Raw genomic sequence first — 21,798 nt, 5'->3', positions numbered from 1 at the left:
TTCTGGCTATTCTAGCGCCGGACCCGTCGAAAAGGTTGATTCTGCTCATGAGCCAAGCCCCCCTCGTCCTGGTGGACGGTTCCTCCTACCTGTACCGCGCCTTCCACGCGCTGCCGCCGCTGACCACGTCCAAGGGCATGCCGACCGGTGCGGTGAAGGGTGTGCTGAACATGCTCAAGAGCCTGCGCAAACAGTACCCCGACAGCTTGTTCGCGGTGGTGTTCGACGCCAAGGGCGGCACCTTCCGTGATGCCATGTTCGCAGAGTACAAGGCCAACCGCCCAAGCATGCCTGACGATCTGCGTGTGCAGGTCGAGCCACTGCATGCCAGCGTGAAGGCGCTGGGCTATCCGCTGCTGTGCGTCGAGGGTGTCGAAGCCGACGACGTCATCGGCACCCTGGCGCGCAGCGCTGCCGCCCAGGGCCGCCCGGTGATCATCTCGACCGGTGACAAGGACATGGCTCAGCTGGTGGACGGGCACATTACCTTGGTCAACACCATGACCGGTAGCGTGCTGGACGTGGCTGGCGTGCACGAGAAATTTGGCGTCGGCCCGGAACATATCATCGACTTCCTGGCCCTGATGGGTGACAAGGTCGACAACATCCCAGGCGTCCCCGGCGTTGGCGAAAAAACTGCGGTGGGCCTGCTGACCGGTATCGGCGGCGGCCTCAGCGATCTGTATGCGAACCTGGACAAGGTGCCGGCACTGGCCATTCGCGGCGCCAAGACCCTGCCGGCCAAGCTTGAAGAACACCGGGACGCGGCATTCCTGTCCTACGAGCTGGCCACCATCAAGGTCGATGTACCGCTGGACGTCGAAGTTGATGCACTGGTGTGCGGTGAGCCTGACCGCGAAGCGCTGCAAGCGCTGTACACCGAGATGGAATTCAAGAGCTGGGTTGCCGAGGTGCAGCGAGACGCCGCAAGGGCTGGTGAGGATGTTGCGCCGGTCGAAGAGCCGGCGGCCAAGGTCGAGCCGAAGTACGAAACCATTCTTGACCAAGCCCGTTTCGACGCCTGGCTAGAAAAGCTTCGCCAGGCGCCGCTGTTCGCCTTCGATACCGAAACAACCGGCCTGGATGCCCAAAAGGCGCAGCTGGTTGGCCTGTCGTTCGCTGTCGCGCCCCATGAGGCGGCTTATGTGCCGTTGGCCCACGACTATGAAGGCGCACCGGCCCAGCTGGACCGCGAGACCGTATTGCTGGCACTGAAACCGCTGCTGGAAGACCCGGCCAAGGCCAAGGTCGGGCAGAACGCCAAGTACGACATCAATATCCTCGCCAACGGCTCGCCCGCCATCGAAATGCGCGGTGTGGCTTACGACACCATGCTCGAATCATACGTGCTGAACTCCACCGCCACCCGTCACGACATGGACAGCCTGGCGCAGAAGTACCTCGGCCACACCACCATTGCCTTCGAGGACATCGCCGGCAAAGGCACCAAGCAGCTCACCTTCAACCAGATCCACCTGGACAAGGCCGGCCCCTACGCTGCCGAAGATGCCGACATCACCCTGCGCCTGCACCAGGCGTTGCAGGCGCGCCTGGCACAGACGCCGAGCGTGCAGCCGGTGCTGATGGACATCGAGATGCCGCTGGTGCCGGTGTTGGCCAAGATCGAGCGCCAGGGTGCGCTGGTCGACGCCGCACTGTTACAGGTGCAGAGCGGTGAACTGGGCGTGAAGATGGCCGAACTGGAGCTGCGTGCCTACGAGTTGGCCGGTGAGGAATTCAACCTTGGCTCGCCCAAGCAGCTGGGTTCGATCCTTTACGACAAGCTGGGCATGCCGGTGCTGAGCAAGACCGCCAAGGGCCAGCCATCCACCGCCGAAGCCGTGCTGGATGAACTGGCCCTGCTTGGTTATCCACTGCCTGAGGTACTGATGCAGTACCGCAGCCTGAGCAAGCTCAAGAGCACCTACACCGACAAGCTGCCGGGCCAGATCAACCCGCGCACCGGGCGTATCCACACCTCCTATCAGCAGGCAGTGGCGGCTACCGGCCGGCTGTCGTCGAGCGACCCGAACCTGCAGAACATCCCGATTCGTACCGCCGAAGGCCGGCGTATCCGCCAGGCGTTCATTGCCAGCCCGGGCTACAAACTGCTGGCGGCGGACTACTCGCAGATCGAGCTGCGCATCATGGCCCACCTGGCCAAGGACGAAGGCTTGCTGCACGCCTTCCGCAACGACCTTGACGTACACCGGGCGACGGCGGCGGAAGTGTTCAGCGTGGCCCTGGAAGACGTCACCACCGACCAGCGCCGCAAGGCCAAGGCCATCAACTTCGGCCTGATCTACGGGATGAGCGCCTTCGGCCTGGCCAAGCAGATCGGCGTCGACCGCAAGCAGTCGCAGGATTACATCGACCGCTACTTCGCCCGCTACCCGGGCGTGCTGGCCTACATGGAGCGCACCCGTGCGCAGGCCGCCGAGCAAGGCTTTGTCGAAACCCTGTTCGGCCGTCGGCTGTACCTGCCAGACATCAACGCCAAGAACCCGGCCCTGCGCAAAGGCGCCGAGCGTACGGCGATCAACGCGCCGATGCAGGGCACTGCCGCGGACATCATCAAGCGAGCCATGGTCAATGTGGATAACTGGTTGAGCGAGAGCGGGCTGGATGCCCGGGTGATCCTGCAGGTACACGATGAACTGGTACTGGAGGTGCGTGAGGACCTGGTGCAGCAGGTGAAAGATGAAATTCGCCAGTACATGAGCCAGGCCGCGCAGCTGGATGTGCCGCTGCTGGTGGAAGCAGGAATCGGCGCGAATTGGGACGAAGCTCACTGATTGATCAGGTAAAGCTGTGTAGGATCTGCGACGGAGTGACGCGGATCCTGGCGCTGCTCAGTGCCGTGGGTGCTGAAGTTTCATGAAACTATCGCAAATAGTTTTCAGGCCTTCGGAACTAAAGTGGTGAAGCGGAACTCAGAGTAACTGAATGGCTGGTGAAGCCCTTCGATGCTCCTATGTTGTGTTAAGTGTTGGCAGATATCTGGACCCCGCCCTAGCGGTCCGGAACTTGGACCCCGAACTTCCCCCTCCCCATACGAAGTCCGGGGTTTTTTTTGCCCGCAATTCCTGGTCTGTGCGGTCCCTGTAGGAGCGGCCTTGTGTCGCGATGGGCCGCAAAGCGGCCCCAGGATTTCAGCGTTGCCGCATAGATCGCCGGGGCTGCTTTGCAGCCCATCGCGACACAAGGCCGCTCCTACAGAGGGAGCGATACAGCTTCAGGCCACTGGCTTGTCTTCCAGCTCCATCCAGCCCGCCAGCACGCGGTAGGCGTCTTCCACGCCCAGGCGCTTGGGCGCCGAGAACAGCTGGATGGTCACGCCATCGCCCCAGCCCTTGCGGATTTCCGACTGCACTTTCAGCAGGGTGTTCTTGCCCGCGCCGTGGGTCAGCTTGTCGGCCTTGGTCAGCAGGATGTGCATGGGCATGCGGCTGGCCTTGGCCCAGTCGAGCATCATTTTGTCGAAGTCGGTCATTGGGTGGCGCACGTCCATCATCAGGATCACGCCGCGCAGGCACTCACGGCTGCCCAGGTAGGCTTCCAGGTGTTTTTGCCAGTGCTGCTTGAGCGGGATCGGCACTTTTGCATAACCGTAGCCCGGCAGGTCGACCAAACGCCGTTCATCGTCCAGACTGAAGAAATTCAACAGCTGGGTGCGCCCGGGAGTTTTCGAGGTACGCGCCAGGCTGGCATGGGTCAGGGTGTTGAGGGCGCTGGATTTGCCGGCGTTGGAGCGGCCGGCAAAAGCCACCTCGTAACCCTGGTCGTCCGGGCATTGTTCGACCTTGGCAGCGCTGAGGGCGAATGTGGCTTTCTGGCAGAGGCCGAGGATGGGGTTCTTGACTTGCATGGGATATCCGATGTGGGTGTTGCCTGACTCTGAAGGCCCGAGCCTGGCAAGCGGTGTCGTTTCCGTTTGGATGGCGGAAGTATATAATGCCCCAGTTTTTGTGTGCTCATTCTCCCAGCGAAGGAGAACGGGCATGGGGTGTCGAACAATAGCTCGCGCATCAGAACGCAGCGCGGCCCCCAACCCTGAAGGTCGTTCCGCATGGCGAAATGGCTGCTTGCTGTCGGTATGTTCCTGCCGGTTTTCAGCGCACAGGCTACACAGGATCCCGAGGTGTTGTACAACCGCACGTGTGCGGCCTGTCACACCGGGCAGTTGCCACAGGCACCCAGACAGGGTGACCGGGCAGCTTGGGAGCCAAGGCTGGCGCAAGGCATGGATGTACTGGTGAAGCACGTGACTCAGGGTTTCAAGGCTATGCCGCCGCGTGGATTGTGCATGGACTGCAGTGCCGAGGACTACCGTTTGGTCATCCTTTGGATGAGCGGCAGTCCCGATACATAACATTTCACCCTTAGCCGTGTTGGATTAGCTGATGAACAAACTAGTCGTGAGTCTGCTGTTGACCCTGGGTGTCGCAGGTGCGGCCACTGCTGCGCAAACTGTCAAAGGCGATGCCGCCGCCGGTCAGGCCAAGACGGCCGTCTGTGGCGCCTGCCACGGTCCCGACGGCAATAGCCCGGCACCGAACTTCCCGAAACTGGCCGGCCAGGGCCAGCGTTACCTCGAAAAACAACTGCACGATATCAAGTCGGGCAAGCGCACCGTGCTGGAAATGACCGGTATGCTGGCCCCGTTCAGCGACCAGGACCTGGCCGACATCGCCGCCTACTTCTCTAGCCAGAAAGGCAGCGTGGGCGCCGCCGACCCAAAGCTGGTCGAACGTGGTCGTGCGCTGTTCAACGGTGGCGATCTGGAGAAAGGCATGCCAGCCTGCACCGGCTGCCACTCGCCCAACGGCGGGGGCATCGCATTGGCCGGCTTCCCGCACCTGAGCGGCCAGCACTCGCAGTACGTGACCAAGCAGCTCACGGACTTCCGCGAAGGCAACCGCACCAACGATGGCGATGCCATGACCATGCGCACCATCGCCGGCAAGCTGAGCAACCACGATATCGAGGCGTTGGCCAGCTACATTCAGGGCCTGCATTAACGTGTAGGAGCTTCGTCGCGATGGGCCGTAACGCGGCCCCAGTATCCCAGCAGCGCTGCATTAACCTTCAGTTAATGTTGTAGGCCAATGATGAAAGGGCGGCCGGGCCGCCCTTTTTTCAGTCCGCAGCCGTTACACTACAGAACTCGAACCCTTCCCGGCCTGTCTCAGTGCAGGTCGCGTCGTGGCGACCAATGACTGCTCAGGAGTAAAGCATGCGTAAACTGATTCTCAGCGCCGCGCTGGTGGCTGCCAGCGTATTCGGTATGACTGCCGTCCAGGCCGCGGAGCCTGTTGCCGGCAAGCAATACCTCGAGCTGAGCAACCCTGTTCAGGTTTCCGTACCCGGCAAGATCGAAGTGGTCGAGCTGTTCTGGTACGGCTGCCCACATTGCTACCACTTCGAGCCGGTCATCAACCCATGGGTTGAAAAACTGCCACAGGATGTCAACTTCAAGCGTGTACCGGCCATGTTCGGCGGCCCCTGGGACGCTCACGGCCAGATGTTCCTGACCCTCGAAGCCATGGGCGTCGAGCACAAGGTACACGCGGCAGTGTTCGATGCCATCCAGAACCAGCACAAGCGCCTGACCGACCCGAAAGACATGGCTGACTTCCTCGCCACCCAGGGCGTGGACAAGGACAAGTTCCTCGCCACCTTCAACTCGTTCGCCATCAAGGGCCAGGTCAACCAGGCCAAGGAACTGGCGAAGAAGTACGAAATCACCGGCGTACCGAGCATGGTCGTCAACGGCAAGTACCGCTTCGACCTGGGTACCGCTGGCGGGCCGGAGGGCGTGCTGGACGTCGCCGACCAACTGATCGCCAAGGAGCGCGCCGCCAAGTAGGCGGCGTAACCCATGCCTCGCTTCAGAACCACGCGTGGCATTGGCCTGCACCAGCCGCAGGTCAACGAGCATCACCTGCAGGCCTCTGGCCTGCCCGAGGATGGTCGCCTGCGGCTGCTCAGTTTCAACATTCAGGTCGGCATCAGCACCGAGCGCTACCGGCATTACCTGACCCGCAGTTGGCAGCACTTGCTGCCACACAACGGGCGTGCCGGCAACCTGCAGAAAATCGGTGAATTGCTGGCCGACTTCGACCTGGTGGCCTTGCAGGAAGCCGACGGTGGCAGCATGCGCTCGGGCTACGTCAACCAGGTCGAGCACCTTGCCCAACTGGGTGCCTTCCCTTATTGGTACCAGCAGCTCAACCGCAACCTGGGGCGTTTTGCCCAGCACAGCAATGGCGTTCTCAGCCGGCTGAAGCCGCAACTGCTTGAAGATCACCCGTTGCCCGGCCCGGCCGGCCGTGGGGCGATACTGGTACGGTTTGGTGAAGGTGAAGATGCGCTGATCGTGGTGATGATGCACCTGGCGCTGGGTGCCAAAACCCGCGCCCTGCAACTAGGCTACATCCGCGAGCTGATTGGCGGTTACCGCCACCAGGTGCTGATGGGCGACATGAATACCCATGCCACCGACCTGCTGGAGCACTCGCCGCTGCGCGATCTGGGCCTGATCGCCCCACAAGTCGAGGCGACTTTCCCAAGCTGGCGCCCGCAGCGTTGCCTGGACCATATCCTGCTCAGCTCAAGCCTTACGCTGGAGCGTGTCGAGGTGCTGGCGCGGCCAATTTCCGACCACCTTCCCGTTGCTGTCGAGATTCGATTGCCTGATGCATTGACTGTGGATACGCTGCCGGTCTTGAGCTAATTGCCATCACCGTTTGCGGACCCCGGCATGACTGAAGACGCTGAGCGCTGGAAAGAAAAATACCTTAAAAGCATCGAGCAGCAAGAAAAGCTCGAACGCCGCTGGGACGCCCGTCTCGACCTGCTGCGTCGCGGTCTGGTGCGCAGCACCCTGGCTGCCGAAGGCAGTGACAAGGTGGTGGACGCGTGCATGAAGGAGATGCGTGAGGTTATCCGCAGCGACAACATGGACGCCGGCCTCGCCGGGTTGATTCCGCGCCTGGAGAAAGCGGTGCTGGACTCTGAACAGCGCCGCGAAACCCGCATGAATCAGGTCAGCGATGCGTTGACCGCGCTGGTGGGCCAGCTGCAAGGCTTGCCGCTGCCCAGCGAGATCTCGCGGCCGTTGAAAAAGCTGGCGAAAAAACTCGATGGTGGCGTTGCCCAGTCTCGCGAACTGCCGCCTCTGTTGGGCGAGCTGAGTGGCTTGCAGGGCCTTGCACTGTCGGCCCTTGGCAAACCGGGGGACGAAGCCCGGCCCGGCTTTTTGCAACGCTTGTTCGGCAGCCGTGAGGACGACCCCCAAAGCGAGCACGTGCCGGTGCCGGTGCTTGTTGCTGACGCGCCCCCGGCTGCAAAGGGCAGTATCGAAGCCCCGCAGCCTGACGATGTGGATGCGCTGCTACCGCTTCCAGCCTCTGCCGCCGAAGCGATCGAAGTGCCTCAACCTGAGCTGGAGGGTTCTGGTCCGGCGCTGATCGAAACAATTGAAACACCTACTGCCCTGCTGCCGCTGCAGGATGAAGCGCCCGAGCCTGGCGCGGCCGTCAGCGAACCTCTGGCAGCAGCACAACCGGCACCCCCACTTGAAGAAACGTTCGGCGAAGACGGCCCCTATGCCCTGCCCTACGCGGTAGAGCCGCCCTACAGCCAGGTCGCTGCGCACATCGAAAAGACCCTGATCGGCCTGCTCGATGACCTGAGCCTGCCCGAGCGGCACAAGGCCCAGGCGCTGGAAATGCGCGAGCGAGTCGCCCGTGGCCTGAACTGGTATGAGCTGATCCCGGTGCTCGATGACCTCGCTGTGCTCATGCTGGCGATCACCGACAGTGGCCAGCACGAATTCGAAACCTACCTGCAGCAGCTCAACGAGCGCCTGGAAGGCTTCCAGAGCCACCTGCGCGAGGCCAGCGCCGGCCACGCCGACAACAGCGTTGCCGCTCGCGAGCTGGATACCCAGTTGCGCGAGCATGTCGATGGCTTGCAAAGCAGTGTGCAGGGCGCCGCCGACGTCGATAGCCTCAAGCACATCCTGGAAAACCGCCTGGAAGGCCTGCTGGTCACCATGGACGAGCACAAGCACGAGCGGGATCGCCGCGAGCAAGAGCTGGCCGGGCGTCTGCAAGGCCTGTCCGAACGGGTTGCGAACATGGAGCACGAGGCGCTCGGTTACCGCGAGCACCTGGAAGAGCAGCGCCAGAAAGCCCTGCTCGACCCCCTCACCGGCCTGCCAAACCGCGCGGCCTGGAGCGAGCGGGTCGAGCGCGAAATAATCGAGTGGCAGGAGAACGGCGGCCATCTGGCCATGGCCATCCTCGACCTGGATCACTTCAAGCGCATCAACGACAGTTACGGGCATCTGGCCGGGGACAAGGTTTTGAAGATTGTCGCCGACCAGTTGCGCAAGCGCCTGCGGGGCCGTGACTTCATCGCCCGTTTCGGCGGCGAGGAATTCGTCCTGCTGCTGCCACAGACATCGCCGGCCGCCGCTGCCCAGGTGGCGGAAACAATGCGGGCCACGGTGGAAGCCTGCCCGTTCCACTTCAGGGGCGAGCGGGTGGTGATCACCACCTCCATCGGCCTGGGTGCATTCCGCTCCGGCGAGCGCGGCGACCAGGTGCTCAAGCGTGCCGATGCGGCGCTGTACCGGGCCAAGGAGCAGGGGCGCAACCGCGTCGAGCAGGGCTAGCCTGCAAACACTGACCCACGGTAAGCGCGGCCATGGGGAGCACGTTATACTGTAGCGCTCATTCGCTGAGGCCACTGACGTGCTTTCTTCGCTAAAAAAAACGCTGATTTCCTTTTTGCTATTGTCTGTCGCCGGTTGCTCGACGGGCCTGCGGATCGACCGCAGCCACCCCTCGGCCAACCACGACAACCGCATCCAGTTCGTTGTCCTGCATTACACCAATGCTTCGCTGGAGCGCTCCCTGGCGTTGCTTACCCACGGTGAGGTCAGCAGCCATTACCTGATTGGCGACGGCCCGGCGACGGTGTATCAGCTGGTGGATGAAAACCGCCGAGCCTGGCATGCCGGTGACAGCCAGTGGCAGGGGCGCACCTGGCTGAACTCCTCGTCCATTGGTATCGAGATCGTCAACCCGGGGTTCACCGACACACCGAACGGCCGGGTCTGGCACCCCTATAGTGAAGCGCAGGTGCAATCACTGATCGCGCTGCTCAAGGACATCGTCAAACGCAACAACATCGAGCCGCGGCACATCATTGGCCACAGCGATATCGCCCCGCTGCGCAAGCTGGACCCGGGGCCGCTGTTCCCGTGGAAACGCCTGGCCGATGCCGGGCTGGGTATCTGGCCAGATGCCAATGCCGTGGCACGCCAGCAGGCCTACTTCAGCGTCAACCCGCCGAACATTGGCTGGTACCAGCAGGAGCTGGCGCGGTTTGGTTATCAAATCGAGCAGACCGGGGTGCTGGATGTAGCCACCCGCCATGTGATTGCTGCGTTTCAGATGCGCTTCCGCCCGCAGCGCTTCGACGGCATGCCGGATGCGCAGACGGCAGCGATGCTGCAGGTGCTCAACCGCATGCGCTGAGCCCTGTAGGAGCGGCCTTGTGTCGCGAACGGGCCGCAAAGCGGCCCCGGCGACCCAAGCCAAAGGCTGAAATCCCGGGGCTGCTTTGCAGCCTTTCGCGACACAAGGCCGCTCCTACAAGGGCCTGCGTAAACTTCGGATAAGCGCCAGACGGTGAAGGTGATTCTCAATTCAGTTGCTATACCTTAGTTATCAACTGGATGCCTTTGATGTCAGCCATCATCACCCTGCTGCGCCAAATTTTTTACCGTCCCTGGATGCTGGCCACCTTGGCAGCGCTGGCCAGTGCCGCCCTGTTGCTCTCTGCCAGCATCGGTATTGCCCTGCAACAGATGAAGCAAAGCGAGAGCGAGCAGATGAACGCCCAGGGCGAGCGTTTTCTCGACCGCCTCGAGCAAGTGTTTGGCCAGTTGCGAGAAGGGGTGGACCTGTTGCAGGCGCAGCCCTTGCGTGGCTGTAGCCCGGAGATGCTGGCGGCGTTGCAGCAGGTTGGCCTGAGTTCTCGGTTCATTTATGAAGCAGCTTATGTGGATGGCAATGTCGCTTGCTCCAACCGTGGCGATGAGCGGGCGTTCGAACCTTTGCGGGCACCCGATATCCAGGGGCCGACCTACAGCTACTGGTTGAACACCACCACCGAACCGAACGAGAACCTGGCTGCACTGATGTTGGGCCGGGGCAAGTTCGTGGTCTCCACTTCGCGCGGGCACCTGACCGATGTGGTCGACCTGCCCCCGGGCGGCAGCCTGGTGGTGGTGCTGGATAACGGCGCCCGGGCCATACCGGTGCTCGGCCCGCCTCAGGTATGGCCACCGCCCTCCGCATGGTCGAACAGCCACAAGTCACTGCTGGAACTCAGTGACCGGCTGATCTACCGAATGCCGACCAAGTCGCCGGATTACCAGCTTGTGCTGATAGCGCCCAGGGCGAGCCTGCCGCTGAGGATGAACGGCATGCTCTGGTTGCTGTTCCCCGGTAGCGTGCTGGCAGCCTGCTGCATCGGTTGGCTGGTACTCCAGCTGATCCTGCAACGACGGTCGATGAGCTCGGAGTTGCAGCATGCCTTACGGCGTGGCGAGCTACAGGTGCTTTATCAGCCAATCATCGAGCTCGACAGCCGGCGTTGCGTGGGTGCCGAGGCCCTGGTGCGCTGGCGTCGCCCGGACGGCACTCTGACCAGCCCGGACCTGTTCATTCCGCTGGCGGAGAACACCGGGCAGATTCGCCAGATCACCGATTTTGTCCTGCAACGTGTGCTTGAACAGCTAGGGCAGCTACTGCGCTCGCACCCCAAGTTGTACATATCGATAAACCTGGCGGCATGCGATGTGATGGTGCCTCGCATTGGCCGGGTGGCGGCGCGCCTGTTGGCCTTGCATCGCGTGGCGCCCAGCCAGATAGCCTTCGAGGTGACCGAACGTGGCCTGATCGACGTGGTGGTAGCCCGCGACAACCTGCAGGCGCTGCGCGCCGTGGGGCATCAGGTGCTGATTGATGATTTTGGTACCGGTTATTGCAGCCTGGCCTACCTGCAGACCTTGCCGGTGGACTGCCTGAAAATCGACAAGGCGTTCATTGATGCCTTGGGCCACGATGCCGCCAGCAGTGGCGTTGCCCCGCATATCATCCGCATGGCCCATGACCTGCACCTGCGGGTGATTGCCGAAGGTATCGAGTTCGAGGACCAAGCGGTGCTGCTGAACAGCGAAGGGGTCAACTATGGCCAAGGCTGGCTGTTTGCCCGGCCTCTGAACGCTCGGCAATTTGCCGAGCTGGTCACCCGCGGGCACTTGCCGCGACGGGTTGACCACTGAGTGATTCCGGCCCGGCGATGAGGTCGGTGCAGGCGAAACTCAAACGGGCAACGCCATGTAGAACTGCGTGCCCTCCCCCGGGCGGGAAAACACACCCATGCGCCCGCCATGCAACTGCACGATCTCCTTGCACAACGCCAGCCCGAGCCCGGCGCCGCCTTTCTTGCGGCCTACTTGCACGAAGGGCTCGAAGATGCGCCCTTGCTGCCCATAGGCAATCCCCTCACCGTTGTCCTCGACGCTGATGATGACCCGCTCCGCATGCCGCCGGGCATGCAGACGGATACGCCCGCCATTGGCGGTATGGCGGATGGCGTTGTGCAGCAGGTTGTCCAGCACCCGGTCCAGCTGGGCGGCATCGGCCTGAAGGCGTGGCAGCGGCAGTTCCAGTTCCTTGATCAACTCGATCTGCTTGTGTGCTGCCTGCTCGGCAAAGCGCAGTTGCGCCCGCTCCAGCAGTTCGTCCAGCGCGCAGGGGGCCAGGTCGAGTTTCTGCAGCCCGCTCTGGTAGCGCGAGAAGTTGAGCAGGTCGTTGATCAGCTGGGTCAGGCGCTGCATTTCTTCGCCGATGGTTTCCAGCAGGTCGTTCTCACGGGCCTCGGGCGGGAACTTGACCCGCTCGCGCAGCAGGCCGAAGGCCATGTGCATGCCCGTCACCGGGGTGCGCAGTTCGTGGGAGGCGCGCAGCACGAATTCGCTGCGCACCCGCTCGAAGGCCCTTTGCTCGGTCACATCGTGCAGCACCATCACTGCGCCAAGGATTGGCCCTTGCGGGTGGCTGACGGGGGTCAGGCTGTAGGTGAGCAGGCGTGATTCTTCATCAACCTCCATGTTCAGGTCGTCAGGTGGGCGGTCCAGGCTGCCGCCGCGCAGTACCTGGCGCAGCTGTTGCTCAAGCTCGGGCGTTGCAGGGCTTCGGCCAGGCTGCTGCCCACGCGGCCGTCGTTCCAGCCCAGCTGGCGCTGCGCCACCGGGTTGAGGTGCTCGAGGCGGCCCTGGCGGTCGATGATCAGCAAGCCGTCGTCGATGCTGTCGAGCACGGCCTGCAGCCGCTGCTGGCCGGCCAGCAGCTCGTCCACATTGGTGGCCTGGTGCTTGCGCAAAGCATCGGCCATCAGGCCAAAGCGGCGGGTCAGCTGGTTGAGCTCGGAAGCCTGAGTGACCGGCAAGGTGACGTCGAAGTTGCCTTTGCCCAGCTGGTCGGCCGCCTTGGCCAAGGCTTCGATCGGCTGGCCGAAACGCCGGGCGATGTTGTGCGCGGTTATAAAGCCCAGTACCAGCACCACCAGGCCCATCAGGCCGAGGACACCACTGACCAGCAAGGCGCGGTCACGGGTGCGTTCCTCGCTACGGGTGATCAGGTCCAGTGCCTGCCTGTGGGAATCGATCAGGTCGCTGCGCACCTGGTTGAACGCGGCCCCCAGCGGCTCATCCACCCCCATGCTGCGAGCGGGTGCGGCGCTGTCGCGATAGGCCTGGAGGAATGCCTGGTAATTGCTACTGGCCTTGCTGAAACCGGTGCGCTCACCGCCTTGCTCCAGCCCTTGATTGAGCAAGGCCTGGAAGTTTTCCTGCAGCAGCCGCAGGCTTTCCGGGGCGGTGTCTTCATCAAGAATCAGGGTCAGCTGTTCGCCCAGGTTCTGGCGCAACTTCAGCCCCACTTCCAGGGCATGGGTGGTCTCGCGCACCAGCTGCTGTTGCACGGTGGCCATCTGCAGCACACTGACCAGGCCCAGCAGCAGCCCAAGCAAGGCCACGGTCACGAGCGCCGAGATGCTGAGGAAAAGCCGCGTGCGCAGCTTCATGGGTGGCCACTTCATAGGTTGTACTGCTTGCGTTTGCGGTACAGGGTGGAGGCATCGATGCCCAAGGTCTTGGCGGCTTGGTCCAGGGTATCGCTGGCGGCCAGCACCGCGCCGATATGGGCGCGCTCCAGCTCATCCAGGCTCAGTGCGGCGCCCACGCGCGGGGCATTGCCGGCGGGTTGTTCGCCCATGCCCAGGTGGCTGATTTCTACACGCTCCTGCGGGCAGATGATGCTGGCCCGTTCCACTACGTTGCGCAGTTCGCGAATGTTGCCAGGCCAGCGGTAATTGAGCAGGGCCGAGCGCGCCTCGTCACTGAAGCCGCGAGCGGGGCGGGAGTATTCCTTGACGAAGCGGGCAAGGAAACGGTCGGCCAGGGTGAGGATGTCCTCACTGCGCTCGCGCAGCGGGGGCAGGTGCAGTGTGATGACGTTCAGGCGATACAGCAGGTCTTCACGGAAGCGGCTTTCGCGCACCATCTCTTCGAGGTTCAGGTTGGTGGCGGCCAGAATCCGCACATCGGCACGCCGGGTAACCGGGTCGCCGACGCGCTCGTATTCCTTGTCCTGGATGAAGCGCAGCAGTTTGGGCTGCAAGGTCAGCGGGAAATCGCCGATCTCGTCAAGGAACAGCGTGCCACCGTCCGCCTGGCTGACCCGCCCCAGTGTGCTTTCGCTGGCGCCGGTGAAGGCGCCGCGGGTATGGCCGAACAGTTCGCTTTCCATCAGTTCGGCGTTCAGCGACGGGCAGTTGATGGTCACGCAGGCTTTGCGTGCCCGCTTGCTCCAGCCATGGATGGCCCGGGCCAGCTCACCTTTACCGGTGCCGGACTCACCCAGGATGAGAATGTTGGCGTCGGTGGTGGCGACCTGGCGGGCGGTTTCCAGTACCGCCATCATCGCCGGGCTATGGGAGTCGAGGCCGTCCTTGGGTTTGCGTACCTCACCTTCCAGGGCTTCCAGGCGCGCAGAAAGCTGGCGCACCTCCAGTTGCTTGGCGGTGGCCAGGCGCAACTGGTCTGGGCTGCACGGCTTGACCAGGTAGTCGGCAGCCCCGGCCTGGATCGCGTCTACCGCGGTATCGATTGCCGAGTGCGCGGTGACGATCACGACGCGCATCCACGGGGCCTGGATGCGCATCTGCGCCAGTACGTCCAGGCCGTTGTCCTCGCCCAGGCGCAAATCGAGGAAGCACAGGTCGAACACCTGGCGCTGCAGCAAGGTTTCGGCCTGGGCGGCGCTGTTGGCGGTGGCCACGCTGTAGCCCTCGTCTTCCAGGCAGTAGCGGAAGGTGCGCAGGATCGCGGACTCGTCATCCACCAGCAGAATGCGGCCTTGCTTGTCCTGGGCTGACTCCATTTCCTGTGCTCCTTAGGGATAGATCTTTATTTAGTGTGGGAAAAATCGGGCAAGTTGCATGGTCCATTCTGAAGGATTCTGTCCTTTGCATGCTAGCCAATGGCCAAACGATGCCTACAGACCGCGATTTTCCAATGATTTGCTTAGAGACATGCCCTGGCACATTGGTTGCGATGATTTTCAGATTTTGCCTACGAAGGAGGCACTGCCATGCCCTTTTCCCTACGTACAGCCGTTCTGGCAGCCACCCTGCTGCCAATCTTTACCCCGGCTTTCGCCGACCCTGTACAGGACGCGCGGCTGGAAGGCGCGCTGCAAACCGCACTGTCACTGAACCGCATGCTCGACCCGTTTCGTATCAAGGTAGAAGTGGACGGCAAGCAGGCGCGGCTTTCGGGTGAGGTGGAGAACGAGGTCGAGCGGCAGCTGGCTGAAGATATAGCCCGGGCCACCCGGGGCATCGAACAGGTGGAAAACCAGCTGCAGGTCAACGCCCAACTGGTTGAGCGCCCGCTGGAGCTGCGTGCCTACGCCCAGCGCCTGGAGGACGCCACCCTGGCGGCGGTGATCCGTGCCCGGCTGCTGTGGAGCCGTACAACCGAAAAAGCACCCATAGAAGTGCAAAGCAGTGACGGCGTGGTGACGTTGCGCGGCAGGGTTGACAGTGCCGAAGCCAAGGAGCTGGCGGGCGTGGTGGCGCGTACGACCGACGGCGTGCATCTGGTCAACAACCTGGTCAGCCTGGATACCGCCGCCATGGCCAAGGCGCGGGAAACGCCGGTGGGGGCGCCAACCGGGCCGCAGCCGAGTGACAGCTGGATCGTCGACAAGATCCAGAACAGCTACCGCTTCAGCCGCAACCTCGATGGCCTGAACCTGAAAGTGGCCAGCGAAGCGGGCATGGTGCGGCTGTCGGGCGAGGTGGTCAGCGCTGAGCAGAAAACCATCGCCGTGGAGATCGCCCGCCAGATCATCGGTGTACGCGGGGTGGACGCCGACTTGCTCAAGGTGGCGACCAAGGTGGAAGGCTGATCGTGCAATTCGCACGACCCCACAGGCGCCATCGTGCAGGATACGTGCTTGGGGTCCGTTTGCTGTCTAGTTAAACCATTGATTTATAAGGAGTTTATTTAAATCACAAGGCTGGCATGCAGGCTGCAATTACCTGTTCAGGTTTGAACAAAAATTACAGCAGGAGGAGCCGGCATGAACCGCCAATCCGTCAACCGCTCGCAGATCGCCGCACTGCCCTTGCGCCAGATGCTGACACTTGGCATGGCGCTGCTGCTGACTTTGGCCGCTGGCCTCTTTTATTACAGCTGGCAGACAGCGCGCCTGGCTGAGCAAGTGGCAGCTCAGACTGCCCTGTTGACGCAGATTCAGGCAACTCGTGCCAATACCCTGGTCCAGGCCGCTGACCGGCTGCCAGCTGGCCAGGCCACTGTTTCACCGGCCACCCTGGAAAATGTCGTACCCCAGGACCGTTGGGTTTTCTGACCCACCGGCCGGATCGATTCCGCAAAAAGAAAGGAGAACCACCATGCTGAGCTGGGCTATCACTTTCCTCATCATCGCCATTGTCGCTGCCGTTCTGGGCTTCGGTGGTATCGCCGGCGCTGCGACGGGTATCGCGAAGATCCTGTTCATTGTCTTCCTGGTGCTGTTCGTAGCCTCCTTCTTCTTTGGACGTGGACGAGGTTGAAGATGGGCAGGAAGCTTTCTACAGCCCTGGCTGCCGCCCTGTTACTGGGTGGCAGTGCGGCGGCGATGGCGGCCAATGACGGCCAGGTCCGGGTCGATCAGTTGCTCGGCTCGGACCCGGAGTACCGGGAAGCCTGGCAGGACACGATCAAGGGCGAGGAACGCCTGCCCGATTGGGTGGTCAATCTGACCGGCAGTGCCCAGGAGCAGATGTCCGCCGTTACCGAAGACGGCGACAAGTACTTGGTCGGCCCCCTGTGCGAGGCCCAGGACAAGTGCACCTACAAGCGCCTGATCGTTGCCTTCAGCTGGGACAAGGACGATGCCTACGGGATGCTCGTGGAGGTACCCGAAGGTTTGCCGAGCGACAAGTCGCCCACTCGCCATGCGCAGTACCGTTGGCTGGGCGAACCCGACGACGGCATGAAGGCGATGCTGCAGGAGCAGCTCAAGCGTGACCCGAACTGGTACTGAGCATTTTGTTGCGGGTACGGATGAAAGGTCACCGACTGTCACGTAATAGAAGCTGAACCTTTCTATAGTTCAGCCTTCTATGATGCGCCGCCCCGAGGAGGGGCAGCACATGACCAAGGGGTCGGGCTGTTCTGATTGCTACAGGATCGGAGTGGCCTAGGGGTACAGGGAGTGCCTCCAGCAATGGGCCGGGTCAGGAAAGGCGGAATCGGAAGTATCAGGTCTGCGGTGTCACAGGGATACCTTGGCAGACCTGACTTCCGAGGAGCCCTGTAGGAAACGTCGCTTTCCTTGCGCGTTTTTTCCCCTGAGACACATTTTGTCTCGACCGTACATCAAATTTTTTTCGACCTCCTGGCTGCTTCTACAAGTGGCATTTACGCCATTCGGATTGTCGAACAAGCCATCTTCTTCGCCCTTTGTGTACCGTCAAATCTGCCGAAATCTGGCGGTTTGGTCTTGTTCGGGATTCCGAACGTTATAAATCAAGCACTTGCGAACGCCCTCTTTTCGTGCAAATCGATATGCATAAACGGTATGGGGTATGCGTTTCCGGCATTAGCTTTCGCCCCTTGCCGTCGCAATAGTTGCCGCCTTTTTCGCTGGCCAGAGCGCCCTGTCGCTCGCCTGCGGTGTCCTTACATGAAGTCGCCGGACGGAATCTTCTGCTGTACGTGACCTTGCCAATGGCTTTGTTACGTGTGCATCCGCCAGGTGCCATGACCACTAGAACAAAGGGTAAAGACATGAAGAAGGCAAAACTGAGCCTCGCCTGGCAGATCGTTATCGGTCTGGTGCTGGGTGTTGCAATCGGCGCGCTACTGAATCATTTCAGTGCAGAAAAGGCATGGTGGATCAGCAACGTCCTTCAGCCTGCTGGTGACATCTTCATTCGCCTGATCAAGATGATCGTCGTCCCGATCGTGATTTCGTCGCTGATCGTGGGTATCGCCGGGGTAGGCGATGCGAAGAAACTGGGCAGCATCGGCCTGAAGACCATCATCTACTTCGAAGTGGTGACCACCATCGCCATCGTCGTGGGCCTGGTGCTGGCCAACCTGTTCCACCCGGGTGCCGGCATCGACATGAGCACCCTGGGTACCGTGGACATCTCCAAGTACCAGGCCACTGCGGCTGAGGTGCAGCATGAGCACGCGTTCATCGAAACCCTGCTCAACCTGATCCCGTCGAACATCTTTGCAGCGCTGATGCGTGGCGAAATGCTGCCGATCATCTTCTTCTCGGTAATGTTCGGCCTGGGCCTTTCGAGCCTGCAGGCAGAACTGCGCGACCCGCTGGTACGTACCTTCCAGGCTGTATCGGAAACCATGTTCAAGGTCACCCACATGATCATGAACTACGCACCGATCGGCGTGTTCGCCCTGATCGCCGTCACCGTGGCCAACTTCGGCTTCAGCTCGCTGGTGCCGCTGGCCAAGCTGGTGCTGCTGGTGTACTTCGCCATCGCCTTCTTCGCCTTCATGGTGCTGGGCCTGGTCGCCCGCGTGTTCGGCTTCTCGGTGATCAAGATCATGCGCATCATGAAAGATGAGCTGATCCTGGCCTACTCCACCTCCAGCTCCGAAACCGTGCTGCCGCGCGTGATCGAGAAGATGGAGAAGTACGGCGCGCCGAAGTCGATCTGCTCGTTCGTGGTACCGACCGGCTACTCCTTCAACCTTGATGGTTCGACCCTGTACCAGAGCATCGCGGCCATCTTCATCGCCCAGCTGTACGGTATCGACCTGTCGTGGAGCCAGCAGCTGCTGCTGGTGCTGACCCTGATGGTCACCTCCAAAGGTATCGCTGGCGTACCGGGCGTATCGTTCGTGGTCCTGCTGGCCACCCTGGGCAGCGTGGGCATCCCGCTGGAAGGCCTGGCCTTCATCGCTGGCGTCGACCGCATCATGGACATGGCCCGTACCGCACTGAACGTGGTGGGCAACGCCTTGGCTGCACTGGTCATCGCTCGCTGGGAAGGCATGTACGACGCGGCCAAGGGCGAGAAGTACTACGCCTCGCTGATGGCCGACAAAAAGGAAGCTGTCGTCGCTGGCGAAACCGCCAAGCGCTGAGCCTGACCGCTGTTTGAAAAAAGCCCCGACCTGTCGGGGCTTTTTGTTGTCTGTGAAACCTTGGGGCCTTTGTGGGAGCGGGCATGCCCGCGAACACCGGCAACGCCGGTGCCATCTACCGCGTTAGCTGATTCGCGGGCATGCCCGCTCCCACAAGCTCCTGTGTCAGGGCTGCGATCGCCAGTCAGGGGCTGCGATACGCTATCATTCGGGCATTTTTCAGGGGGTACACGCGGATGCTCAACGGCCTTTGGCTTGGCTTTTTCCTGGTGGCGGCGGTGTCCGCCCTGGCCCAATGGCTGGTAGGCGGCAACGCTGGCATCTTCGCGGCAATGGTCGAAAGCATCTTCGCCATGGCCAAGCTGTCGGTCGAGGTGATGGTGCTGCTGTTCGGCACACTGACCCTGTGGCTAGGCTTTCTGAAGATCGCCGAGAAGGCCGGTATCGTCGAATGGCTGGCCAAGGTGCTGGGCCCGCTGTTCGCCCGCCTGATGCCGGAAGTGCCGCCCGGCCACCCGGCCCTTGGCCTGATCACCATGAACTTTGCAGCCAACGGCCTGGGCCTGGACAACGCCGCCACGCCGATTGGCCTGAAGGCCATGCGCGCGCTGCAGGAGCTGAACCCCAGCAGCACCACCGCGAGCAACGCGCAGATCCTGTTCCTGGTGCTCAACGCCTCGTCGCTGACGTTGCTGCCGGTCACCATCTTCATGTACCGGGCCCAGCAGGGCGCGCCAGACCCGACCATGGTGTTCCTGCCAATCCTCCTGGCGACCAGCGTCTCGACCCTGGTCGGCCTGCTGTCGGTGGCAGTGATGCAGCGTTTGCGCCTGTGGGACCCTGTGGTGCTTGCCTACTTCATCCCCGGCGCCTTGCTGCTGGGAGGCTTCATGGCCTTTCTTGGCACCTTGTCGGCCGCCGCGCTGGCCAGCCTGTCGTCGATCCTGGGCAACCTCACGCTGTTTGGCGTGATCATGCTGTTTCTGGTGATTGGTGCCCTGAAGCGGGTGAAAGTGTATGAAGCCTTTGTCGAAGGGGCCAAGGAAGGCTTCGATGTGGCCAAGAACCTGCTGCCCTACCTGGTGGCGATGCTGGTGGCGGTGGGTGTGCTGCGCGCGTCTGGTGCCCTGGAGCTGGCCCTGGACGGTATTCGCCATGCGGTGAACTGGATGGGCCTGGACACCCGCTTCGTCGAGGGCCTGCCCACCGCGTTGGTCAAGCCGTTCTCCGGCAGCGCAGCTCGGGCCATGCTGATCGAGACCATGCAGACCCAAGGCGTGGACAGTTTCCCCGCCCTGGTGGCGGCGACGATTCAGGGCAGCACCGAAACCACCTTCTATGTACTGGCTGTGTACTTTGGCGCCGTGGGCATCCAGCGCGTGCGCCATGCGGTCGGTTGCGCACTGCTGGCCGAGTTGTCCGGGGTGATCGCGGCGATCTTCGTCTGCTACTGGTTCTTCGCCTGAACCTTCAGCTGTGCCTGGTTGGCCTGGACAATGGTCCAGCTCACCACCTGCCCCACCAGCTGGTCGCTGGCCTGACCAAAGCCGGCGACCACCGCTGACACTTGCTTGTCAGCGAGCGGCTGGCGGATCTCGAAGCGCTTGCTGGCCAGAATGCGCTGGTCGCGCCCCTGAACCAGGCGCGCATCGTAGCGGATCACCACCTCCACCGCCCCGCCCGGGCGGTATTCACTCTGAAACGCCTGCAGCTCGCCAGCCAGCTCGTAATCGGCCTGCAGGTTGCTGTCGTCGGCGCTCAGGCGCTGCACCTGGCCGTCACGCTGGAAACCATCGAGCAGGCGGTTGCGCAGCAGCACCGGGGCCGCATCGCTCCAGCGCGCGCCCTTGTAACTGCTGACCACATCGCCCTGGGGGATGACGGCAATGCGCGGCCCCGCCAGCACTTCACTGGCCAGCGGCTTGTTCAGGCGCAAGGACCAGTCCAGCGGCGCCGCCGTGCGGCTGGGCTGGTTCACCGGCAGGCGATAGAGGTCGACCGGTTCGGTCTTGGGCAGGATCGAGCAGGCACTGGCCAGGCTCAGCGCGGCCGCCAGGGCCAGCAGGCGCAACGACGGTTTCATGGCTGGAACTCCTTGTTGTTGTCGCGGCCGAGCAGGTAGCCGCTCGGGTCGGCCTCCAGTTGCCGGGAAATGCCTTTTAGCGCGTTGAGGGTTTCGCGCAGCTCGCGAATGGCTGGGGTGAGCTGGTTCAGGCCCTGGGCGCCGTCGCCGATGGCCTCGCTGTTGTTTTTCAGCAAGTTGTTGATGGTGGCAGTGCTTTCGGCCAGTGACTGCATGGCCTGTTCGGCGCTGCCGATTGCCTGCTTGCCATCGCTGGCCAGCAGGCCGTTGGCATTGCGCATCAGTGCCTGGGTTTCGGCCAACGTGGCACTGGCCTGCTTGCCCACCTGCACCAGTTGCTCGATGGCCTGGGCGATGCTGCCGTGCTGGCCGGCGAAGGCACCCGTGGTCTTGTCGAGGTTGGCCAGGGTGCTGCTGAGGTGGCCGATGTTGTCCTCGGAGAACATCTGGTTGGCGTTGTGCAGCAGCAGGTTGATGTTGGTGACCAGGTCGCTGCTGTCATTGAGCAGGCGCGAGATGGGCGACGGCGAGGCAATGATCACTGGCAGCTTGCCGTCCTTGCCCTTCAGTTCAGGGCTGTGCGGGGTGCCGCCGCTGAGCTGGATGAACGAGTTACCTGTTACGCCGGCCAGGGTCAACTTGGCCTGGGTATCTTCTTTCACCGGGGTGTCACCGCTCAGGCGCACCCGGGCCAGTACCCGGCGCGGGTCGTTCGGGTCCAGTCGCAGGGTAGACACATCGCCCACCTTGATACCGTTGTACTGCACCGGGCTGCCACGCGACAGGCCGGAAACGGCTTCGTTGAACACCACTTCGTAATCCTTGAAGGCGTCATCGACACTGGACTTGGTCAGCCATAGGCCGAACAGCATGGCACCAGCCACCACCAGGACGGTGACCAGGCCGATAAGGACGTGATGGGCTCGGGTTTCCATTG

At 62.3% G+C, this 21,798-nt stretch carries 17 protein-coding genes and 2 pseudogenes; 14 read left to right on the top strand and 5 right to left on the bottom strand.

The annotated features are described in order from the left end of the window. The first annotated feature begins 47 nt into the window (after nucleotides 1-47). Complete coding sequence (gene polA, locus N805_RS21905) at nucleotides 48-2,795, top strand: DNA polymerase I (protein ID WP_019472436.1); 2,748 nt, start codon at nucleotides 48-50, stop codon at nucleotides 2,793-2,795. Nucleotides 2,796-3,235: 440 nt separating this feature from the next. On the opposite strand, the gene yihA is transcribed toward polA, so the two are convergent. Next, nucleotides 3,236-3,868: a ribosome biogenesis GTP-binding protein YihA/YsxC gene (gene yihA / locus N805_RS21900; RefSeq protein WP_019472437.1), complete on the bottom strand. Its 633-nt coding sequence runs from the start codon at nucleotides 3,866-3,868 to the stop codon at nucleotides 3,236-3,238. A gap of 201 nt (nucleotides 3,869-4,069) precedes the next feature. Between yihA and N805_RS21895 the strand changes: the two genes are divergently transcribed. From N805_RS21895 to N805_RS21865, 7 genes and pseudogenes are all read left to right on the top strand, one after another. After that, nucleotides 4,070-4,372 carry a c-type cytochrome gene (locus tag N805_RS21895; RefSeq protein WP_016484276.1) on the top strand — a complete coding sequence of 101 codons (303 nt, stop codon included), beginning with the start codon at nucleotides 4,070-4,072 and terminating at the stop codon, nucleotides 4,370-4,372. Between the two features lie 31 nt (nucleotides 4,373-4,403). Continuing rightward, nucleotides 4,404-5,021, top strand: coding sequence for a c-type cytochrome (locus N805_RS21890; RefSeq protein WP_019472438.1), 618 nt, complete (start codon nucleotides 4,404-4,406; stop codon nucleotides 5,019-5,021). A 215-nt stretch (nucleotides 5,022-5,236) separates the two neighbouring features. Beyond that, the gene (dsbA, locus tag N805_RS21885; protein ID WP_019472439.1) at nucleotides 5,237-5,869 is read left to right on the top strand and encodes a thiol:disulfide interchange protein DsbA; all 633 of its coding nucleotides are present in this window, start codon (nucleotides 5,237-5,239) and stop codon (nucleotides 5,867-5,869) included. A 34-nt stretch (nucleotides 5,870-5,903) separates the two neighbouring features. Continuing rightward, nucleotides 5,904-6,736 (top strand): annotated as a pseudogene (locus tag N805_RS21880) (endonuclease/exonuclease/phosphatase family protein). A gap of 27 nt (nucleotides 6,737-6,763) precedes the next feature. Next, on the top strand, nucleotides 6,764-8,683 hold the full coding sequence (locus N805_RS21875) for a GGDEF domain-containing protein (protein ID WP_019472441.1): 1,920 nt from the start codon (nucleotides 6,764-6,766) through the stop codon (nucleotides 8,681-8,683). Between the two features lie 79 nt (nucleotides 8,684-8,762). Then, nucleotides 8,763-9,551, top strand: coding sequence for an N-acetylmuramoyl-L-alanine amidase (locus N805_RS21870; RefSeq protein ID WP_019472442.1), 789 nt, complete (start codon nucleotides 8,763-8,765; stop codon nucleotides 9,549-9,551). 209 nt (nucleotides 9,552-9,760) lie between these two features. Then, nucleotides 9,761-11,365, top strand: coding sequence for an EAL domain-containing protein (locus N805_RS21865; RefSeq protein WP_019472443.1), 1,605 nt, complete (start codon nucleotides 9,761-9,763; stop codon nucleotides 11,363-11,365). A gap of 39 nt (nucleotides 11,366-11,404) precedes the next feature. On the opposite strand, the pseudogene N805_RS21860 reads toward N805_RS21865, so the two are convergent. Together N805_RS21860 and algB are read right to left on the bottom strand one after the other, a co-directional pair. Continuing rightward, nucleotides 11,405-13,185: pseudogene (locus N805_RS21860) on the bottom strand (KinB sensor domain-containing domain). Next, entirely contained in the window at nucleotides 13,182-14,528 is a 1,347-nt protein-coding gene (algB, locus tag N805_RS21855) for a sigma-54-dependent response regulator transcription factor AlgB (protein WP_019472445.1), read from the bottom strand. The pseudogene N805_RS21860 and the gene algB overlap by 4 nt, the downstream one beginning before the upstream one ends. Nucleotides 14,529-14,738: 210 nt before the next feature. Between algB and N805_RS21850 the strand changes: the two genes are divergently transcribed. The 6 genes from N805_RS21850 to N805_RS21825 all read left to right on the top strand — a co-directional run bounded on the left by N805_RS21850 (nucleotide 14,739) and on the right by N805_RS21825 (nucleotide 20,244). Then, nucleotides 14,739-15,560, top strand: coding sequence for a BON domain-containing protein (locus tag N805_RS21850; RefSeq protein ID WP_019472446.1), 822 nt, complete (start codon nucleotides 14,739-14,741; stop codon nucleotides 15,558-15,560). Between the two features lie 174 nt (nucleotides 15,561-15,734). Then, complete coding sequence (locus tag N805_RS21845) at nucleotides 15,735-16,025, top strand: hypothetical protein (RefSeq protein ID WP_019472447.1); 291 nt, start codon at nucleotides 15,735-15,737, stop codon at nucleotides 16,023-16,025. Nucleotides 16,026-16,068: 43 nt separating this feature from the next. After that, nucleotides 16,069-16,230 carry a DUF1328 domain-containing protein gene (locus N805_RS30200; RefSeq protein ID WP_003252966.1) on the top strand — a complete coding sequence of 54 codons (162 nt, stop codon included), beginning with the start codon at nucleotides 16,069-16,071 and terminating at the stop codon, nucleotides 16,228-16,230. 2 nt (nucleotides 16,231-16,232) lie between these two features. Beyond that, complete coding sequence (locus N805_RS21835; protein ID WP_019472448.1) at nucleotides 16,233-16,703, top strand: inhibitor of vertebrate lysozyme family protein; 471 nt, start codon at nucleotides 16,233-16,235, stop codon at nucleotides 16,701-16,703. Between the two features lie 746 nt (nucleotides 16,704-17,449). Next, entirely contained in the window at nucleotides 17,450-18,778 is a 1,329-nt protein-coding gene (gene gltP, locus N805_RS21830; protein ID WP_019472449.1) for a glutamate/aspartate:proton symporter GltP, read from the top strand. Nucleotides 18,779-19,014: 236 nt separating this feature from the next. Beyond that, a complete protein-coding gene (locus N805_RS21825) occupies nucleotides 19,015-20,244 on the top strand; it encodes a nucleoside recognition domain-containing protein (protein WP_019473458.1) in 1,230 nt (409 codons plus the stop codon). Here N805_RS21825 and N805_RS21820 read toward each other — a convergent pair. Both N805_RS21820 and N805_RS21815 read right to left on the bottom strand, forming a co-directional pair. Further along, nucleotides 20,226-20,861 (bottom strand): ABC-type transport auxiliary lipoprotein family protein, encoded by a 636-nt coding sequence (locus N805_RS21820; protein WP_019473457.1) that lies wholly within the window; start codon nucleotides 20,859-20,861, stop codon nucleotides 20,226-20,228. The genes N805_RS21825 and N805_RS21820 overlap by 19 nt on opposite strands. Beyond that, nucleotides 20,858-21,796: an MlaD family protein gene (locus N805_RS21815; protein ID WP_019473456.1), complete on the bottom strand. Its 939-nt coding sequence runs from the start codon at nucleotides 21,794-21,796 to the stop codon at nucleotides 20,858-20,860. The genes N805_RS21820 and N805_RS21815 overlap by 4 nt, the downstream gene beginning before the upstream one ends. Nucleotides 21,797-21,798: the final 2 nt, after the last annotated feature.

It is taken from the genome of Pseudomonas putida S13.1.2 (assembly GCF_000498395.2).
GTDB lineage: Bacteria > Pseudomonadota > Gammaproteobacteria > Pseudomonadales > Pseudomonadaceae > Aquipseudomonas > Aquipseudomonas putida_Q.
This window is presented reverse-complemented; position numbering and strand designations above follow the sequence as displayed.

Coding starts and splice junctions, on each gene's coding strand:
- N805_RS21815 (WP_019473456.1), bottom strand. CDS start 21,796: ATGGAAACCCGAGCCCATCACGTCCTTATCGGCCTGGTCACCGTCCTG.
- N805_RS21895 (WP_016484276.1), top strand. CDS start 4,070: ATGGCGAAATGGCTGCTTGCTGTCGGTATGTTCCTGCCGGTTTTCAGC.
- N805_RS21890 (WP_019472438.1), top strand. CDS start 4,404: ATGAACAAACTAGTCGTGAGTCTGCTGTTGACCCTGGGTGTCGCAGGT.
- dsbA (WP_019472439.1), top strand. CDS start 5,237: ATGCGTAAACTGATTCTCAGCGCCGCGCTGGTGGCTGCCAGCGTATTC.
- N805_RS21835 (WP_019472448.1), top strand. CDS start 16,233: ATGGGCAGGAAGCTTTCTACAGCCCTGGCTGCCGCCCTGTTACTGGGT.
- gltP (WP_019472449.1), top strand. CDS start 17,450: ATGAAGAAGGCAAAACTGAGCCTCGCCTGGCAGATCGTTATCGGTCTG.
- yihA (WP_019472437.1), bottom strand. CDS start 3,868: ATGCAAGTCAAGAACCCCATCCTCGGCCTCTGCCAGAAAGCCACATTC.
- N805_RS21875 (WP_019472441.1), top strand. CDS start 6,764: ATGACTGAAGACGCTGAGCGCTGGAAAGAAAAATACCTTAAAAGCATC.
- N805_RS30200 (WP_003252966.1), top strand. CDS start 16,069: ATGCTGAGCTGGGCTATCACTTTCCTCATCATCGCCATTGTCGCTGCC.
- N805_RS21825 (WP_019473458.1), top strand. CDS start 19,015: ATGCTCAACGGCCTTTGGCTTGGCTTTTTCCTGGTGGCGGCGGTGTCC.
- N805_RS21845 (WP_019472447.1), top strand. CDS start 15,735: ATGAACCGCCAATCCGTCAACCGCTCGCAGATCGCCGCACTGCCCTTG.
- N805_RS21850 (WP_019472446.1), top strand. CDS start 14,739: ATGCCCTTTTCCCTACGTACAGCCGTTCTGGCAGCCACCCTGCTGCCA.
- polA (WP_019472436.1), top strand. CDS start 48: ATGAGCCAAGCCCCCCTCGTCCTGGTGGACGGTTCCTCCTACCTGTAC.
- N805_RS21820 (WP_019473457.1), bottom strand. CDS start 20,861: ATGAAACCGTCGTTGCGCCTGCTGGCCCTGGCGGCCGCGCTGAGCCTG.
- algB (WP_019472445.1), bottom strand. CDS start 14,528: ATGGAGTCAGCCCAGGACAAGCAAGGCCGCATTCTGCTGGTGGATGAC.
- N805_RS21865 (WP_019472443.1), top strand. CDS start 9,761: ATGTCAGCCATCATCACCCTGCTGCGCCAAATTTTTTACCGTCCCTGG.